16 protein-coding genes, 1 tRNA gene and 1 pseudogene are annotated in these 18,204 nt (G+C 48.0%); 7 read left to right on the forward strand and 11 right to left on the reverse strand.

Translation table 11 applies throughout. The annotated features are described in order from the left end of the window. Positions 1-34: 34 nt before the first annotated feature. Positions 35-592 carry a single-stranded DNA-binding protein gene (locus tag QUA77_RS05610; protein ID WP_333036297.1) on the reverse strand — a complete coding sequence of 186 codons (558 nt, stop codon included), beginning with the start codon at positions 590-592 and terminating at the stop codon, positions 35-37. A 185-nt stretch (positions 593-777) separates the two neighbouring features. Beyond that, positions 778-3,321, reverse strand: coding sequence for a mannose-1-phosphate guanyltransferase (locus tag QUA77_RS05615; RefSeq protein WP_333036299.1), 2,544 nt, complete (start codon positions 3,319-3,321; stop codon positions 778-780). A gap of 562 nt (positions 3,322-3,883) precedes the next feature. On the opposite strand from QUA77_RS05615, the gene QUA77_RS05620 reads away from it, so the two are divergent. Together QUA77_RS05620 and QUA77_RS05625 are read left to right on the forward strand one after the other, a co-directional pair. Next, positions 3,884-4,081: a hypothetical protein gene (locus tag QUA77_RS05620; protein WP_006633481.1), complete on the forward strand. Its 198-nt coding sequence runs from the start codon at positions 3,884-3,886 to the stop codon at positions 4,079-4,081. Positions 4,082-4,088: 7 nt separating this feature from the next. Further along, complete coding sequence (locus QUA77_RS05625; RefSeq protein ID WP_333036301.1) at positions 4,089-4,826, forward strand: class I SAM-dependent methyltransferase; 738 nt, start codon at positions 4,089-4,091, stop codon at positions 4,824-4,826. A gap of 246 nt (positions 4,827-5,072) precedes the next feature. Here the strand turns inward: QUA77_RS05625 and QUA77_RS05630 are convergent, their stop codons facing one another. Continuing rightward, on the reverse strand, positions 5,073-6,755 hold the full coding sequence (locus tag QUA77_RS05630) for a hypothetical protein (RefSeq protein WP_333449513.1): 1,683 nt from the start codon (positions 6,753-6,755) through the stop codon (positions 5,073-5,075). Between the two features lie 586 nt (positions 6,756-7,341). After that, the gene (locus QUA77_RS05635; RefSeq protein WP_333036304.1) at positions 7,342-7,821 is read right to left on the reverse strand and encodes an NUDIX domain-containing protein; all 480 of its coding nucleotides are present in this window, start codon (positions 7,819-7,821) and stop codon (positions 7,342-7,344) included. Positions 7,822-7,973: 152 nt separating this feature from the next. Here QUA77_RS05635 and QUA77_RS05640 point away from each other — a divergent pair, with 152 nt between their 5' ends. Both QUA77_RS05640 and QUA77_RS05645 read left to right on the forward strand, forming a co-directional pair. Next, the gene (locus QUA77_RS05640) at positions 7,974-8,675 is read left to right on the forward strand and encodes an alpha/beta fold hydrolase (protein ID WP_333203674.1); all 702 of its coding nucleotides are present in this window, start codon (positions 7,974-7,976) and stop codon (positions 8,673-8,675) included. Positions 8,676-8,910: 235 nt separating this feature from the next. Continuing rightward, entirely contained in the window at positions 8,911-9,105 is a 195-nt protein-coding gene (locus QUA77_RS05645) for a hypothetical protein (RefSeq protein ID WP_333449514.1), read from the forward strand. An 86-nt stretch (positions 9,106-9,191) separates the two neighbouring features. On the opposite strand, the gene QUA77_RS05650 is transcribed toward QUA77_RS05645, so the two are convergent. Next, the gene (locus QUA77_RS05650) at positions 9,192-9,572 is read right to left on the reverse strand and encodes a hypothetical protein (RefSeq protein ID WP_333449515.1); all 381 of its coding nucleotides are present in this window, start codon (positions 9,570-9,572) and stop codon (positions 9,192-9,194) included. Positions 9,573-9,950: 378 nt separating this feature from the next. After that, positions 9,951-10,532, reverse strand: coding sequence for an RNA polymerase subunit sigma-24 (locus QUA77_RS05655; RefSeq protein WP_333449516.1), 582 nt, complete (start codon positions 10,530-10,532; stop codon positions 9,951-9,953). Between the two features lie 205 nt (positions 10,533-10,737). Between QUA77_RS05655 and QUA77_RS05660 the strand changes: the two are divergent. From QUA77_RS05660 to QUA77_RS05670, 3 genes and pseudogenes are all read left to right on the forward strand, one after another. After that, a pseudogene (locus tag QUA77_RS05660) lies at positions 10,738-12,120 on the forward strand (NB-ARC domain-containing protein). Between the two features lie 124 nt (positions 12,121-12,244). Further along, positions 12,245-12,586 (forward strand): DUF433 domain-containing protein, encoded by a 342-nt coding sequence (locus QUA77_RS05665; RefSeq protein WP_333449517.1) that lies wholly within the window; start codon positions 12,245-12,247, stop codon positions 12,584-12,586. A gap of 3 nt (positions 12,587-12,589) precedes the next feature. After that, positions 12,590-12,937 carry a DUF5615 family PIN-like protein gene (locus QUA77_RS05670; protein ID WP_333449518.1) on the forward strand — a complete coding sequence of 116 codons (348 nt, stop codon included), beginning with the start codon at positions 12,590-12,592 and terminating at the stop codon, positions 12,935-12,937. A gap of 174 nt (positions 12,938-13,111) precedes the next feature. Here QUA77_RS05670 and fba read toward each other — a convergent pair whose 3' ends face one another. From fba to QUA77_RS05695, 5 genes are all read right to left on the reverse strand, one after another. Then, on the reverse strand, positions 13,112-14,191 hold the full coding sequence (gene fba, locus QUA77_RS05675) for a class II fructose-bisphosphate aldolase (RefSeq protein WP_006633469.1): 1,080 nt from the start codon (positions 14,189-14,191) through the stop codon (positions 13,112-13,114). 192 nt (positions 14,192-14,383) lie between these two features. Beyond that, positions 14,384-14,455 (reverse strand) — tRNA-Lys (locus QUA77_RS05680). A gap of 67 nt (positions 14,456-14,522) precedes the next feature. Further along, positions 14,523-15,392 (reverse strand): aldose epimerase family protein, encoded by an 870-nt coding sequence (locus tag QUA77_RS05685; protein ID WP_445242191.1) that lies wholly within the window; start codon positions 15,390-15,392, stop codon positions 14,523-14,525. Between the two features lie 134 nt (positions 15,393-15,526). Further along, positions 15,527-17,605: a CapA family protein gene (locus QUA77_RS05690; protein ID WP_333449519.1), complete on the reverse strand. Its 2,079-nt coding sequence runs from the start codon at positions 17,603-17,605 to the stop codon at positions 15,527-15,529. Between the two features lie 12 nt (positions 17,606-17,617). Next, positions 17,618-17,773 carry a hypothetical protein gene (locus QUA77_RS05695; protein WP_158307982.1) on the reverse strand — a complete coding sequence of 52 codons (156 nt, stop codon included), beginning with the start codon at positions 17,771-17,773 and terminating at the stop codon, positions 17,618-17,620. Positions 17,774-18,204: the final 431 nt, after the last annotated feature.

An 18,204-nucleotide genomic window follows, 5' to 3' on the forward strand; every position in this document is an offset into this window, starting at 1 on the left:
TTGCGATCGCTCGTAAAGTGATGCACCCTAATTTTTAAAACGGAATCGGATCGTAATCGGGATTTTCCGGTTCGTTAGACGAACCCGACGGGCGATCGGACTCAGAATTAGAAGACTGATGCGAGTTCCAATCCGAACTAGACGTGCGGTTAGCGCCACCTGGAGCGGTGTTAGAACTGCGGTTCCGCGAGCCTAAAGGAACTACATTGCTCGGCACATTAGCCGGGGCACTGTCGCGAATTTGAGCAGGTTCCGGGGCGGTTCTAGTTGGGGGAGCCGAACTCATTGCATCGGCGCCGACACTGTAAATCCTTTGAGCTGTCAGTTCAGCGCGCTTTTCTTTAATACCATCTCTTTCGATCGTATTCATGCTCAACCGCCCCTCAATAATCACGCGATCGCCCTCGTGATATTTCTCGTGAATTTCTTGAGCAAAATTTCCCCATCCTATCACTTTCAAATGTTCGGGCGGATCTTCTGGTTTTGGGCCGGGAAACTGCACCAACATCTCAGCGATTTGAAGTTGATTGTCAGGAGTATAACGGAGTTGCGGTTGTTGAATTATTTCCGCCATCAAAATGCAGCTATTCATCTGTTATCTGTGCGTAATTGGGAATTGGATGTTGAAGGAAGAAAGAAGAAGGAAGAAGGAAAAAATAGCTATCCGTGTACCGATGACTTGTGCGTCTTGCTTTTGGGAATTGCCAATTGCAAATTTGTAATTGGTGATTACTGATTTTTCTGGGCTATTCGCTATTAGTTGTCACCGATTACGCATTACACGTTACCAAATTTATCTTGGAGAACCGCCGCCTCGGCTTGACTGACAAAATCGTGAACGAGGGCACGGTACTCCTTCAACGTTTCAGATACCCAATCTCGATCCTCACTGTTGGCGAAGATATGAACGGTCGGTTCACTAGCATCGGGTAAAACTAATACCCAATTGTCGTCGCTGTAGTTAAAAATCTTCACTCCATCTAATAATTCTAGACGATCGGGCGAATGAGTTTCTACTAAATGTCGCATCAGCGAACCCTTGATAGTCCAAGGACAGCGGACGCTGTAACTGCGGTGGGTGATGCGGGGAAGTTCCGCCTTGATCTGTCCGAGCGATCGCTCCTGAATCGTCATCATTTCTATCACTTTAGCAATGCAGAACATTCCGTCAAATCCGGGATGCAACTGCGGGAAAATAAAACCCATAAGGCCGCTGCCGCCCAAAACCACATTCGGGTTCCTGTTAGCGGCTTCCATCAAAGCAGTTGGGTTCGCCTTCGTGCGGATTACCTGGCTTTGATAGCGTCGGGCGATCGCCTCCACCGCAGAAGACGCGTGCACCGGCACTACTACTGTACCTTTGGGATGAGAAGTCAGCATCAAATTTACCATCAACGCCGTCAGCATTTCCCCACGAATCGCAATCCCAGACTCATCTACCAAAATGAGCTGTTCGCCGTTAGCCGATACCTGCACTCCAAAATTAGCGCTGAGTGCTTTAACCACCCGGCCGAGTTGGTCAAGCAAATATTCCCGTTCCCCGTTGCTGAGAGAAGTCTGCTTGAGACTGGCATTGAGTACCACCGCATCGCAACCGAACTTGGCAAGCATTTGGGGCAAAATTGCTCCAGAAACCGCGTAAACGTAATCGATTACCACCTTAGTATTGCTGTAGCGTATTGCCTCAACATTCATCTGGCGCTCAAAAATGCGGTTGTAAACATCGAGAGCTTGGTTAAAGTACGTCATCTCTCCAATTTCGGGAATTAGAGCTCGCCGCAAATCTTCCTTAAAATAAGCTCCCTCGATTTTTTTCTCAGCTCCTTTAGTAATATTGATGCCTTTGATATCGAAGAATTCAATTAAAATGTGGTCGGAGCGATCGGGCGAAATGCGAACATGAATGCCGCCGGCGATTGATATCGTAGACGAAACCGTGCGCGCGATCGGAATTGCCGTCGATTCCAAATTGATCACATTAATTCCCACCGACATCAAACCCGCAATCAAAGACCTCGAAACCATCCGCGAAATGCTCCGCTGGTCGCGAGAAACCGATACCGAAGTCCCGGGTTTCAAAGTCGAGCCGTAAGCCGCGCCCAATTTCACCGCAAATTCCGGGGTAACATCCACATTTGCCAGTCCTTGAACGCCACGCTGACCGAACAAATTCCGCTTAGCTTGTTCTCCCCAAATTAAATTTTGATTTAACAGAGCGCCGGATTCAATATTTTTGCTCGGCCAGACGCGCACACTTGGCCCCACTTGTGCTTCTTCTCCCACGATGGACATTGAACCGACGACAGCACCTTCGAGGACGTGAGCGCGCCTGTCTACGCGGGTACTCCGGCAAATCACGCAGGCCCTAAGATGAGCGTCTTCACCGACAATTGCTCCGTTCCAGACGATGGGACGTTTGAGGTTGGCGTCGGCCCCGACTGTCACGTTATCTCCGATCACTGTACCGGCATCGATTTTAACTCGGGCTCCAATTCGGCAATTGTTGCCGATCATGGCCGGTACTTCGATGATCGCGCTATCGTCAATAAAAGTATTCTGACCTACCCAAATTCCCGATCGAACTTCGTTGTAGTAGCTCAAATCCAGTTTGACCTTTCCCCGCAGCGCGTCGTACTGAGATTCCCGGTAAACATCTAGCTGGCCGACATCGCACCAGTAACCCTCGGCGATGTAGCCGTACATCGGCTCATTTTTTTCCAGTAGCAGGGGAAACAAGTCTTTCGAGAAGTCGCACTCCTGATTTACCGGCAGGTAATCCAAGACTTCGGGTTCTAAAATATAAATGCCGGTATTGATAGTATCGGAGAAAATTTCGCTGCTAGAAGGCTTTTCCAGAAAGCGGCTGATGCGGTAATTTTCCTCGGTAATCACGACCCCGAATTCCATCGGGTTGGGAACGCGAGTTAAAATTAACGTGGCTTTGGATTGCTGAGTGCGGTGAAATTTGATCGCTGCGGTTAAGTCGAAATCTGTGATGCTGTCGCCGCTGATGACCAGAAAAGTGCGATCGAGCAGTTCAGCAATATTTTTGACGCAACCAGCCGTACCCAGCGGTTGGTCTTCCTCCACAGCGTAAGTCATTTGAACGCCAAACTCTGTCCCGTCAGTAAAATATTCGCGCATGACATCGGGAAGGTAGTGCAGCGTCGCAATAATTTCCGTAATCTGATGCCTTTTTAGCAAATTAATAATGTGTTCTGCGATCGGGCGATTAAGAATCGGCACCATCGGTTTGGGCAAATCGCACGTCAGGGGTCTGAGCCTCGTTCCCGATCCCCCAGCCATCAGCACTGCACGCATAAAATCCTCCTTGCTTAGAAAGCTCTCTACCGCTATTGTCCGCTAGAAAAAGTTTGCCTGCTGTAATTCGTCGGCCACCAGCAATCAGTTCTTACTTAAATATCTTCGAGTAGTGACACGTCTGGTAAATCCCGTTTGGCCAGGCCGTCCCCCAACAGCAACCGATTTCAACCGAATTAGAACTTGCAGCATCGCACCAATCCCCCGGTCGAGCTCGGATTTGTAGGGGATGTTGGGTAATACCAGTTCAAAAAAAGAATGCAACTGTAGGCCCGTGCTCGAAACCCTTCTGTCATCAGTCATTCCCAATTCTTTAATTCTTCAATCGTATAAGTCCTCAGAATGCTCGACTTTTGACAGAAGTGCCTTCTTGCTTGCTCGGTGAAAGCTATTTCGGGGGTGTTATTTTTAAGTTTGTGGCAAGCGGGGATTTTGAAGTCTCTTTCTGAAGGTGGAATTACTACAGCTATCACTGCGCCTTGGCGTCTGATAAATGATAGATTAAGGGTAGCGCTTTGACTAGCTGACCCAAAATCCTATCCATTGCTTAGGGGTTTTTTAAATGAGTACGTTAATTAGCTTGGCATTGCTGATCGCTTACGGTGGCGGTATTTGGAAATTTTGGAATGGTTTCGATCGCACTAACTTCGACAGAAGTTTTACAAATCGCCTGAAGCTCTCGCTGCTCTGGCCCGCATTAATTTTTAATAAGCCTTACCGCCAAAACTTTACAAAAGCTCTCAAAGCTTCTAAAAGGTAATTCAAGAATGTCTAAAAAGTCCGATCGCCCAGTAGCGGGTCAGGAGCAGACTTGGTTTGCTAAAGGAAAATCAGATAGCTGGCAAGTTTTACTGTCGCAAGTCGCTTCTCGATTCGATCGCGAATACCGGGGAGAAGCTTTCGCCCTACCCGAAGAAGTCGAAGCAATGCCGATTTTCCTAGAATCTGTTGCAGGAACTCTCCAAGAAAAAACAGTTTCTCCCTTCTGGAAAATTGCCAAACCTCAAAAAAATCAGCGCTGTTTAGACATTGGCTGCGGAGTCAGCTTTCTGATCTACCCTTGGCGGGATTGGGAGGCATATTTTTACGGTCAAGAAATCAGCAGCGCAGCGCGAGACGCCTTAAACGCTCGCGGCCCTCAGCTCAATTCTAAGCTGTTCAAAGGCGTAGAATGGGCTCCCGCCCACCAGTTAAATTACGAGGAGGCTCAGTTCGATTTATGCCTCGCTACAGGCTTTAGCTGTTACTATCCCATAGACTATTGGAGTATTGTGATGGGAGAAGTAAAGCGGGTACTAAAACCGGGCGGTCATTTTGTTTTTGATGTCCTCAACCCCGATGCTCCTCTAGCAGAAGATTGGGCAATTTTGGAAACTTATCGAGCCGGCGAAGTATTTTTAGAGACAATTGAAGATTGGGAAAAAATGATTAAAGCTGCGGGCGCTAAGGTAGTAAAAAAGCAAAGCGGCGACTTATTTCAAATGTATAAAGTTCAATACAATTGAGAGGTTAATGGGAATAGGTAATTAGCTTTGCAGTCACAACTTCAATCGTCCAAAGCCTGGTCGGGGGGACGAAAAACACCTTCATTCTTAGTGGATAAAGTAGGGTGCGTCAGCAAGGAGAAATTAGTTTGAGAAGCAACACATATTCAAGCTGACGCACGCTACTAACTACTAACTCACAATAGTCAAGCAAGCAGATTGGATATTACCCATTCCCCTACCGGATTGCCAATTACCGATGCCCAATTAATTTTCGGTAGCTGCAGGAGATGGCGCTGCTTCCGGCGAGGGCGACACTTCCGGGGCAGGAGATGGCGACACTTCGGCTGCAGGAGATGGCGCAGCTTCCGGCGACGGCGACACTTCCGGGGCAGGAGATGGTGCAGCTTCGGGCTGCGGGGACTCTTCGGCTGCAGGAGATGGCGCTGCTTCCGGCTGCGGGGACTCTTCGGCTGCAGGAGATGGCGCTGCTTCCGGCTGCGGGGACTCTTCGGCGGGTTGCGGTTGAGGAGAAGGCGACTGTTCGGCGGCTGGTTTTTGTTCAGGCGAGGGCGACGGTTTAGCTGCAGGCTTGGGTGCCGACGGCGACGGTTGGGCCCCTGGCTGCGGTTTGTTCGACGGGGCCGGCGGCTTCTCAAACTGCGGCTTGACTTCTGTAGGCGCTGGAGATGGCGGCTGGCCTGTTGGTCTGCTGGGGGCTGTCGGGGCGGGCGCTGGCTGCTGCTGGCCTGGTGGGTTGGGCCTGGTTGGGGTGACAGGAATGCCACTGCAAACTTTTTCGTCGTACTTAAAATCGATAGCCAGTTGGTAAAGCTTGTGCGTGCTGGCTGCTTCAAATGTTAGAGAAGGGCTAATAATCGCAATTTTAGCCGCATTATCGAGAATACCGTAACCCGTGGGGACGATCGACTGTGGCTCTGCCTTGAGCAAGCCTTGAGGGCTGACAACTGCTCCAAAAACTGCTCTTCCTTGGAGTTTTTGCGAACAAGCTGTTACGGGATAAGGGACGTTCACAGGAGTCGGGTTCGTCATTTCCAAGTCAGGATAAGCCTTTTTGAATTTCTCAAACAAAGCAACATAGGTCTGTGCAGCCGCAAGTAGTGCCTCTTTGTCGGTGGGTAAGTTTGAACCCGGTTGGCCGGACTGAGTTTCTGCGATGAGATTTCTTTTATTGGGATCTTTTTGAGTCAATTTTGGTACTCCATCGGGTCCCACATTCCTGCCGGCAATTGGGAATTCCGGGGTAAAGACTGGAGCTCCGTCGGGAAATAGTGGAAGTCCGCCTCTATTGGCTATGATCTTTTTGAGCGCCTCTGCTTCATCTTCCGAGCCGCCGCCGGGAAGCTGGGGCGCTTCTGGCAGCGATGGTGGTGGCGGGATATTGCGATCAAAATTACCAGGTAAGGGTGGGAAAAGGAAACCGCTGGGAGGTACGGGTGGGACGAAAGTGGGTATTGGCTGGGAGGGGGCTCTGACTGTTGGGGATGGAGTTTTGGGAGGTGGCGGGGCTGTTGGGGCCGTTAACGGCGGGAGAGAGGGATAAGGCAGAGGGGAAAAGAATCCAGGAGGCGGCATTCCCGGCGGCATGGCGGGCAAGTTGATGGTATCCGGTGCGGGGGGCAAGGGCGGGGCTAACTTTGGCCCGGGTCGAAGGGGAACTGGTGCGATCGAAAATGGCGTAAATCGCGTATTAGACGCGCGCGGTGGTATGGTTTGTGGCAGGCGACCGGCTTCTGCGGGAGTTAGTTCTACCAAGCCGACAGAACCGGGAATATTGTTTGAGGAATTTCCACCATAAAGTATGCTTGAGAGCGTTGGGGCACTTACTCCGAGCACTCCGTGAAGGCTGACAGAAGCTAGGGCTGCCCACCAAAAAGGCTGGCGCAGCGGTTCGGAAAGGGTGTTGGCTAGGGAGGAAGAGTCAGTCATGACTATGGGGAATGGGGAATTGGTAATTGGTAATTGAGAATTGATAATTGGGAATTGGAAGTTAATAGTTATTAATTGATATTTTTTTTGAGTGATTTTAAAAGTTGCTGTTGGAGAATTCAAAGGTATAATTTTAGCACGGTCGGTATCGAAATTGCCCGATCGACTTTTATTGAGATTTCGCGACCCTCACATCAAGCACTCAAGCCTAGAAACCCGGTTTTTTGCCTGGTTCCACGCTTGTATAGCAGCCCCTAATAGGGTGAAGACGTTGTTAATTGCTCAAACCATTGTTTTTCTTGCCTAATCCCTTTGGCCGAATCCTATACGCGGTTTATCAGATATTGTTGAGAATGGTGAGCCGGGCCTCAGACGGGCCGGACTGGGGCGATGGAAAAAACAGACTGCGCCGTTGCTATACCGTCTTTTTTCGGGTTCAGGGGCCTAATTATTTCATTACACACGATCAAGCCAACGGATTGATCGGCGTTTCCAATTCGGTTACGAGATCAAAAAACTCAAAACTGATCGAGTTGGTGCGCGTTGTACGCGGAGGCTGTGGCGGCAATCTCAAAAGCCCCTTGATTCACCAGCGATAGCGGTAATTTTTAAAAGGAGCTCCCTCGATGGTGAGCAAGTCGATGGGGTAAATTGGAGCGCCGCTTGCCATATATTGAAACATTTCTCGAACTTCCTCTCCCCGTAGAGACAACTGGTCTAATTCCTTGAGAGAATACCAGCCCGCGCACAAAGTATGCTCATCCGGCTTACTCTTAGGCGGCGTCTTATCTTGGGGACGAGCCACAAAAATGACTCGGAGGCGCACATTGCCTTTAGGCATCACTGTGTGTTCTACCCGGAGAATTCCCTCAACGATGATGGAAATGCCTGCTTCCTCAAGGGTATTACGCATAGCAGCTTCGAGCAAAGTCTCCCCTTTTTCCACTCGCCCTGCTGGGAGATACCACTGCTGCTCGTACTTGCGCTCTTGTACAAGTAGAAAACGGTCTTCTAAGTGAACGACAACTAGGGTAAAATACCATGTTTGAATCGGCTCGCGAGCCATAGAAGTAGATATTCCCTAAGCAAAAGGTTTAACGAGCGGCAGATGTTAGCAATCCAAAGGATGCTTCGGCAAGCGTCTTTGAACTTGAAAAACCGATCGTAGCACTCCGGCCGCAAAATCTAAAATCTAAAATCTAAAATTTAAAATTGACAATGCCATTACCAACCGTGATTTTACCAGGATATTTTGCTGCTGCTTCCGACTATCGCGAATTAGAAAAGTCTCTGGTCGATCGAGGTTTCCCAACAGTAACAGTTCCTCTGGGCAAGGGAGATTGGTTGCCAACTTTTGGCGGGCGGTCGATGGTGCCAATTTTGCGACAGCTCGATCGCACAGTCAAACAAATGTTACAGCAATACGGCGTTCCCCAGATCAATCTCGTCGGTCATTCCGCTGGCGGCTGGATTTCTCGCATCTATTTGGGCGAAAAGCCTTACACGATTCACGGCGACGTGCTTGAGGACGCGGGTTTGTGGGAAGCTCACCCTTATGTGAATACTTTAATCACTTTAGGCACGCCGCACGTCTCTCAAGAGCGCTGGACGCGCAAAAATCTAGATTTTGTCAAAATTCACTATCCGGGGGCTTTTCACCCGCAGGTGCGCTACGTGTGCGCTGCTGGGAAGGCTGTTTTTGGCAAGCGCGGTTTTGGAACTTGGCTGGCTTATAAAAGTTACGAGTTGACTGTGGGGAAGGGCGAAACTTGGGGAGATGGAATTACGCCGGTGGAAGCTGCTGTTTTGGACGGGGCAGAAAATTTGGTGTTGGAGGGGGTTTGGCATTCGCCTCGTTCTCCGGGGAAGTGGTACGGTTCGCCGGAGGTTTTGCCGGCTTGGATTGAGTATTTGCGTTAGAAATGAACCGCGAAGACGCGAAAGACGCGAAGGAAGAAGCAGAAGGTTTAAGGGGCGGATTTAGTTAAAATTTGATATTAGGAGCGAGTTTAGTGCGGCAAAACTCGCCTCCGCGATGCTATGTTTACTTGAATTTTTATCGCTAACTGAATAGATTGAAAAATATTTTATGTGGCATTATCCGTAAGATTCAGAAGTCACGGCGAACCACACAATCAAATTAGAGGTTGGCTGGGTGGAATGGGGCGACCATGCTACTGTGCGCTTGAACGCAGATAACGAATTTCAGCCGGATGCTTTGTGGAGAATTGATGCCGGAGGTCGATCGCAAATTAGGGATGATGATTATGTGCGATCACTATCCGTGCAATCAGCGCACTTTGAAATGCTGCAAAGGGATAAAATTGTAACTGGAAAAAGAGGTAGGTGAACACAAGCTTCAACTCAACCTACAAGAGCTGTGATCGCACTAAGTTATGCTGCGACTACTTCGACAGACCTGAACATTATATCCATTCAACCTTTGATGCCAAATCTATCATAAAGCATCTCTCTTAACCTATTGCTACCGCGTTTCACGAAGTCATCTTCAGATTCCTGCTCCAAAGGTTCACCAATTTGATTGCTGAAGTCAGATAAAAAAAATTGATTCTGGATTAAATTCGACACCTCTTCTGAGAATTTTTGCTTTTCATTATTTGAAAATGAGAAGGGCGTCAACATAAGGAAAGTTCCTGCTGTTAAAGCCATTTGAAGGGATGGGAGAGTTAAATCAGATTCTGGCAGTGACTGAGTAGGTGATTGCTTAATCTCATCCATAAATTCCTTAAAATTACTCATCACTGATTGAGTAGGTAATTGTTCAATCTCATCCATAAGTTCCTTAAAATTACTCATCACTTATTCTCACTTGGTATGCCGATTTTTCCACGAACCATAAAAAGCACGAAGCAGCTTTTCAAATGACTTGACAACTTCCTCTATAATTTTACCTTTCGTTTTATCATCCAACCGATTCCATAGTCTGAAAAACCAATTAAATAGTTCAGATAGCCAACCAAACATCCGTATACTCCAAAGCTACGAAACAGAATCTATAACCCAACGCTGTAATATTTGCTGCATATAGATAGCCAAGCTTACCTTTTCAATCGCTGGCAGTTTTCTGATATTTGCTGCGAGGTGCGAGGAAATACTAAAGCCAGACTAAACGCTGATGAAGGTTGGGTTGCAACAGGAAACCCAACCTACCAATTCAAACTGAACTAACTATCTTTACCCTTTACCTCCAAACAGTTTATATATTCCGTATCCAACAGCAGCCGCCGCAGCAACAGGTGCAGCAGCAACTATGGCAGTACCAGCAATTGCGCCTCCCCCGACAACGCCACCGATACCAGCAAGGGTGCCCATAATTGCAGCACCAGAGGCACCGCCAGCTACCGTTACAGCACCAGCACCAACTAGACCAGCAGCAGCCCCAATATTTGTAGCTGTTCTTGCCGCTGCACGAGCATCATTCTCTTCCTCAGACAAGTTCGATTGCTCTTTGAACAAAGTTTCATTCATTATTTTTGCCCCCAGATAAGCTGGCCCCGCTGCTAATACCGCAGGAGCCGCCGCCATACCACCACCAACCACACCACCTGCCGCAGCTAGACCAGAAGTAATTCCTGCTCCTGAAGTTGCTGCTACAGTCAATCCTGTAGCAGCACTCGCAGCCGCGCCTACCGCAGCACCAGTTTCTGCAACCGCTTTGACTGTTCTGACTGTATTTCCATTAATTCCCAGATTTTTTTCTACTACATTTTCTACCACTTCTTCACCTGCTTTACTGGCCAAATCTTCCCACTTCATAAATTAATTTATTCTTTTAATACTTGTTCCATTATCCTTAATAAATTCAAGGTTTGTCTATCCCAAAAATGTTCTATTTTGCCACCACTTCTCCCTCGCTTTAACTTTAACTTTAATCTAAGTTTGTACAACAATGTACGAAAATGTACGAAAATGTTGGCAGTTGTGAGCTACAATACACAAAACTCTCGCATCTCCCTGCCAGATGAATCTTAAAGAAATGTTAAATGTCGCCGATCGCATAGTTTTCGAGAAAACAGGTCAGCACCTTGACGATTTACAAGCAGCGGTACTGCGGGGAACTCTACAACGCGAGACATACAAAGAAATAGCAAAAGATTTTGACTGTTCTGAAAGTCGCATCAGGGAAATCGGATCGGAATTATGGCAGATACTTTCACAGGAGTTAGGAGAAGATGTTAGTAAATCGAATGTTCGCTCAGCAATAGAGAGGTTACAAAACTCTAATGTTGTAAACTTTGCACAAGACGTTGTAGTGAGCGGTAGTTTTAACATCTGTGGAGAAGCTAGACACCCGCCAAATATCCCAAACTCACACCCACCAAATCAGGAAACAGCTAACCCAAAACAAACCAAAACTCTACATCAAGATTTAAGCGAAATGCCAGAGTTGGGTGATTTCTTTGATCGCCCCCTCGAACTCCAAACCCTCACCACATGGATTCTACAACAACGCTGTCGCCTCATCACCCTCACCGGCATCAGCGGTATCGGCAAAACCACCTTAGCAGTCCAACTCGTACAACAAATCAAAGACGAGTTTGAGTACGCAGTTTGGCACACACTAGACGAATTCCCCACCATAGATAAATTCCAATCTAACCTAATACAGCTTTTTTAAAATTCAGAAAAACAAGATTCATCCCCAACAAACCAGAAACGCTTACCGCTGATTAAGTATTTACAAAACCATCGCTGTTTAATAATCTTAGATGACGTTCAAAACCTTTTCTGTAGCGGGGAATTGGCTGGAAAATATAAAACTGAATGCGAAGAATATCGCTCTTTATTCAAACAAATAGAAAAATTATCCCATCAAAGCTGCTTGATGTTAGTCGGTTGGGAACAACCCAGAGAAGTGACTCAAGTTAAAAACCCAAATACTGCCATTCGTACCTTGCAACTCAAAGGTTTAGACATCGCAGCCGGACAGGAAATACTCAGAGATTATGGGTTAGAAGAAAGCGACAACAGTGAAGCACTCATTCATCGCTACCAAGGCAATCCCCTATGGTTAAAAAGCGTGGCGACTCTGATTCAAGACTTGGGAGGAGGCGTGACAGAGCTATTACCAAATGATATTATATTGTTGCCCGAAGATTTGAAAGATGTTTTACAGCAGCAGTTCGATCGCCTATCCGAACTGGAAAAACAAGTAATCTCATTGTTAGCGAAAGAAAGCCAGCCCATCAACCGGGCAAAATTGCTAGAAAATGACAGAATTCCGGCTTCCGATTTGCTAAATGCGCTGCAATCTCTATCGCGACGCTGCTTGATAGCACAACAAGCAAATTTTTACACGATTTCACCTGTACTGAGGCAATATGCGATCGCCCATATAGTGTAATTTATACAACCATTGCTTACATTGTCGCGCTTCACCCAAATTACTAGAAGTGGCAATGGGCGATCGGGTAAATAGGGCGATCGGTTCGATAGAATGATCGGTAGTCGCAATTCCATTGTTTGTCATGACGCTGAAAGAATTAGAGCCTCAACTCCTGGCACTCTCTGACGACGAAAAAGCTCAAGTCGTTCAACTCCTCACTCAAGGCAAAATCACTCCTTGGCGCGGTATAGAAAAAACGCCTGATATCTGTGGCGGGAGTGCTTGCATTGCTGGAACTCGCATCACCGTTTGGGGACTTGTAGAAGCTCGTCGTATTGGCTATAGCGAAGCTGACTTACTCACAAGCTATCGATTACTCTCTGCTACTGATATTGCTAACGCTTGGGCCTATGCTGAAGCTTTCTCCGATGAAATTGAAACAGAAATTCGGGAAAACGATGAAGTGATGGACGAGGATTTGTAGCCGATGGCACGTCTTTATGCCGATGAGCAATACCCCTATCCTGTTGTAGAATTACTGAGAGCTTTAGGACACGATGTTTTGACTGTCCAAGAAGCAGGCAGAGCGAATCAGAAAATTCCTGATCCCGATGTTTTAGCTTTTGCTAGTAGCGAAAAACGTGCCGTCCTTACCGAAAACCGTAAAGATTTCTTTCGGCTGCACCGCATACAGCCCCTTCATGCTGGTATTATTGCCTGTACGAACGATCGCAATTGGGAAACGCTGGCTAACCGAATCCACACTGCGATCGTCGCCGCAGAACCTTTAGAAGGTAAACTGATTCGTGTTGTGCGCCCTACTTTGTCACCTTAATGCCTCGTTTATTCTTTAGTCTGCGGAGGCAGACTTAGTTTGTATAGTAGCGATTTCAATCGCCCAGTAACTAAATACATAAAATCGCACAAACAAAAACCGGGCAACTTCAAAGCTACCCGGCAATCCTAACTTTAGACTTCAGACAAATCTAAAATCTAAAACCTAAAATTCTTAAACAGCGACAGTCTTCTTAGCAGAAGAGCTCAATTCGCCCTTAGCATACTTAGCTGCAAAATCGTCCAAAGACACTTGCTTAATCTTTGTACCGTGACCAGCGCAACCGAAAGAGTTATAGCGATCGCTACAAACCTTCTGCATATACTTGATCGACGGCTTCAAGAAGTGGCGGGGGTCAAACTCATCGGGCTTGGCAAACAAAGCTTCGCGCACCGCAGCAGTAATCGCCAAACGGTTGTCAGTATCGATATTGATCTTGCGAACGCCGCACTTGATGCCCTTTTGGATTTCTTCCACAGGTACGCCGTAGGTTTCGCGGATTTTGCCGCCGTTGCTGTTGATAATTTCCAGCAATTCTTGGGGCACAGAAGAAGAACCGTGCATTACCAAGTGAGTATTCGGCAAGCGGCGGTGAATTTCTTCAATGCGGCTGATTGCCAAAATTTCGCCAGTCGGCTTGCGAGTGAACTTGTAAGCGCCGTGAGAAGTGCCGATCGCGACTGCTAGAGCATCAACGCCGGTTTGCTCAACGAAATCCACAGCTTGTTCAGGATCTGTCAGCAACTGATCGTGAGAAAGCGCACCTTCAAAGCCGTGGCCGTCTTCTGCTTCGCCCATCCCTGTTTCCAGAGAACCCAAACAACCCAGTTCGCCTTCAACGCTAACGCCGATCGAATGAGCAACATTCACCACATCGCGAGTAACTTGAACGTTGTACTCGTAGCTGGCGGGAGTCTTAGCATCCGCTTCCAGAGAACCGTCCATCATCACGCTGGTAAAACCTTGGCGCATGGCAGAATAGCAAGTGCCAGGGGCATTGCCGTGGTCTTGGTGCATGGAAATGGGAATGTGAGGATAGGTTTCAACTGCTGCCAAAATCAAGTGGCGCAGGAAATTTTCGCCAGCGTAGGAGCGAGCGCCGCGAGAAGCTTGCAGAATCACAGGGCTGTTGGTTTCGTCAGCAGCGCGCATGATCGCTTGGATTTGCTCCATGTTGTTGACGTTGTAAGCCGGTAGGCCGTAACCATTTTCAGCCGCGTGGTCGAGCAGCAATCGCATAGGTACAAGCGCCATAGATATTCCTCCTAATTATTTGTGATTTTTTGGCAGTGAATTTTGGACAAGCTCAATTCTTACGATAATATTAAGACAATTTGCCACAGATCGCGCACTATCTTTCCAGATTTACTTAAAAGTTCAAAAAACAAAATTTTGAGTTCCGAGCATTCAGCTCAAAACTCAAAATTCTTAACTCACAAATTTTTATGGGTCGCCCGGGATTTGAACCCGAGACCAATCGGTTAAAAGCCGAATGCTCTACCGCTGAGCTAGCGACCCGCGAAAACATTGTTACCGCACACAATTTCTAATAGTAGCACCCCTCATTTGAAATAGCAAGTGTTTTTTAAATAAAATTTGCAGTCATGCGAACCAGCATCTCGCAAGTCGCTCCCGGCTGCAAATAAATCAAGTGTTCGCCAGTGTTGAGGGCATTTCGAGGAGCAGTCCAAGGTTCCAAACAGTAAAAATCCTTGCCCTTCACCATCCAGAAAACCAACTTCCCATAGCTGGAGTTGTAACTGAGGGTGAGCCGCAAGCCGCTCGCCGCGTCAGTGACAGTAGCAGCAAGACCAGTGAGCTCGTCAAAGGAAACATCAATTTCATCCAGCGTCTCGTCAAAAACCCCGGTGAAGTAACCCTTTTCATGGGTGTTCTGATCTCTGTACTGCATCCCCGGAATCTCAAAGCGGAGCTTAGATTTGTCCGTCGCCAAAAAGTAGGGGTGCAAACCACTAGAAAACGGCATGGGTTCGGCAGACAGATTGGTGTATCGCTGAAAAATTTCCAAAGAATTGCCTTTAATCTGATAAGTGAAGGCTAGTTGGAAATCAAAGGGATAAACAGCCAGCGTCTTGTCGCAGCTATCGAGAATCAGCGTAAGAGCGGCGCAACCCTCCGTAACTTGTTCACCTATTGTCCAAGGCAAGTCTCGAGCAAAGCCGTGCTGTTTGAGCTTACGCTCGACTCCCTTGTGGGTGTATGTATTCTCGGGGAGATTGCTGCAGATGGGAAACAGGATGGGAATCCCGCCACGTACAGTTAGATCGGGATTGGCGAACCGTTCCGCGTCCCAGTAGAAGATTTCTTTGCCTTCAACCAGCCAGCTAGTGGCAATACCGCCCCGTTCCGGCACAACTTCTAGAGTAGAGTTAGCCGTTTCGTCGGAGAGGATATAGGTTTTGTACTGCTTTTGCTTGAGCGCGATCGCAAACACATTTGTCATCGGTAGTAGGTCATTGATCATTGGTTGTCAGTAAATCGATCGTTAATAATTGGTCGCTAGTATCTTGATGTTCACCCATTACCACCCCTATCCTCCCCCTGCATCCTCGCTCCCGCCCTCACCGGCTAACCAATGCTCCCAGCTATGGGAGGCAGGGCGATCGGCTGTTTGGAGCGGTTGCTGCGGGTAGTTGGTACGATCGCTGAGGTCGGCTGCCCTTTGAGTGCGACTTCAAAAGATACAGCCCGAGTGGGGGGAAGAGAGCTTTGGGGACTCGGCACTGCTCCTTGACTGGGAGAAGGGGGCGAAATAAACGGCTCTTTGATGAATGGCTCTTTTGTAAACGGCTCTGGTTCCCGGCTGGGATTTTGAGGTTGAGTGGGGTAGATGCGCGGCGGCAAATTTTGATTCGGAGGTGGGTTTGATTCAATTGCAGGCCCCGTCCCGTTCGGGAAAAATGAGGAGTTGTCCGGCTGTTGGGGCGCAGCCGGCAAAGCCGGCAAAATCAAAGTAGGCTTGGGTTGTCCGGGCCCTTGCTGAGTGCTTTCACCGGAGGTTCCCCCGGAACCTCGCCCGGGCTGGTATGTACCGCTCTGTGCTGCTCCGGGCAATGGAGAATTTGGAGTTTTTGATGCCGCTCCTGGCTGGACTAGGGCATCGAGAACTACAGAAGATTGCATCGGTCGATCGAAAATACTAGAAATTTGCTCGACACGTTTGAGGATGCGATCGGCTGCGGCTCCCTTCACCACCTTCGGCTGAAACTTTTTCACCTCCACAGGCAGAAACTCTACCTTCATATTCCTGTCTTTGAGCGATACTTTCAGGACTGCGGTATCGTAATCCCTGCGAGCATTCCCGCCGAATATAAAATTACCTAGCGAGTAAACTATCGGACGGCCCTTGTAAATTTCTGCACCTTGCAATACTTGGGGATGGTGTCCCACTACCAAATCAGCTCCTTGGTCGATCGTGAACCGAGCCAAATCAATCTGCCAGTCCCCCGGATAATCTGCCAATTCGACTCCCCAGTGGTAATTAACAATAATCCAGTCTACCTGACCCCTAAGAGCTCGAATATCCTCGGCCACGCGATTGTTGCGGCGGGGGTTAGTGCCCGCTTTCCCTTGGTCGGCGACGTTAAGCTCGGCATCGTAATAACCGAGGTAGGCAATTCGCTGACCCTTAACTTCAATAATATCTGGACGCCTCGCTTGTTTAATATCTCTGCCGGCTCCCAGGTGTTGAATCCCACTACTATCTAGAGTATTCATAGTCTCCACCAGCCCAGGTTCCTCGTAATCCATAGCGCGGCTATTTGCCAGATTGACAATATCCACTCCTCCGGCTGTTAATACTTTCACCGATTCTGGATCGGCTTTAAAATTTAATTGTTTTTTGGCAGAGCCCAATGTAGAGCGAGTCAGGGAGTTTTCTAAGTTAACCATCGCCACATCTGCTTGCCGGTACTCGTCCATATTGGCGAAAGCCCATTGGTGATCGTTGGCAGCAGATGCTCCGAGCGCATCCGATAGATTCACATTTCCTCCGAACATCAGCGTTACTGTTGGGTCGTAACGATTAGCAACTTGCTTTTGCTGTACTACTGGTACCACTTCTAAGGCCGCTTGCACCGTATCCGCACGTTTTGGAGGCGGCCCCGACATTACCGCAGCTTGCTGGTACCCGGATACTGGAGATACTGACTGCAGGGTGAGAGCTTCGTGGTAGCTGACCCAACACCCTAAAATAAATGATGCAAGTGCCGATCCCACTAGCAGCAGAGAACGATACGTTTTAAATTTAACCCAATCCACGACCGGTAGGGAACGGTAACGCCGCCGCTGGCGGTTTGCCGGAGTGACAATTCGTACTGACTGTTTCCAGAGAATGTCTGCATCCCCAGCTAAGCGCGCGTGAATTCGCACTCCTTCTACTGCTGGCGAGTTGAGTCTCCAGAGTTGGTGGCAAATAAATTTGACTAGGCCTTCCCGGAGAGTGCTCCCGAGTAATGTAGTCTCTGGCGCAAATTCGCGCTGGAATTCTAGGAGGATTTGGACGCAGCCGGCCTGAGCCTGTTCGACGCGGGCATAAATCCCTTCGGGGCGCAGCAAGCTGTCAATCCAGTAATTCAGGGCTTGAAAGTTGCCCGATCGCGCTAGCTCCAAGATAGACGGCTGCGACCAATTTTCTGCGTACACCATCAATTAGCCTCCTTAATACGCACGAGCGATGACTCCAATTTGTTTTGAACGGAACCGCAATTCTTTTAGCTTAACCGCCACAGGTTCCGCTGCCCGTTTTGAAGCTAGTTGTTGGCCGCCACCATTTTCTACATTTAGGGGCTGCCTGCTGTCAGTGATTTTTATCACACTCCGATCAATCGATTTTAAATTTTAGATTTTAGATTTTAGATTGAGTTGAGAGGGGGTACTGAGGGCTAGAAATAACCTCCAAACAAAAGGTTTATGGGGGACTTGAGGCAGAAGAGAGGAAGATTTCTCAGGCAGAGTCTGTTTTTATTGTCGCTGTTTGAGTGTCGCTTTAGAGCTTCCGCTTTGAGATTTGAGATTTGAGATTGAGCCAAGAGGCTTTAGTGGGCGATCGAACAATCGATTTTAAATTTTAGATTTTAGATTGAGTTCAGAGGGGGTACTGGGGGCTAGAAATAACATCCAAACAAGAGGTTTATGGGGGACTTGAGGCAAAAGAGAGGGAGATTTCTGAGGCAGAGTCTGTTTTTATTGTCGCTGTTTGAGTGTCGCTTTAGAGCTTTCGCTTTGAGATTTGAGATTTGAGATTG

Source organism: Microcoleus sp. K5-D4, assembly GCF_036704575.1.
Taxonomy (GTDB): Bacteria; Cyanobacteriota; Cyanobacteriia; order Cyanobacteriales; family Microcoleaceae; genus Microcoleus.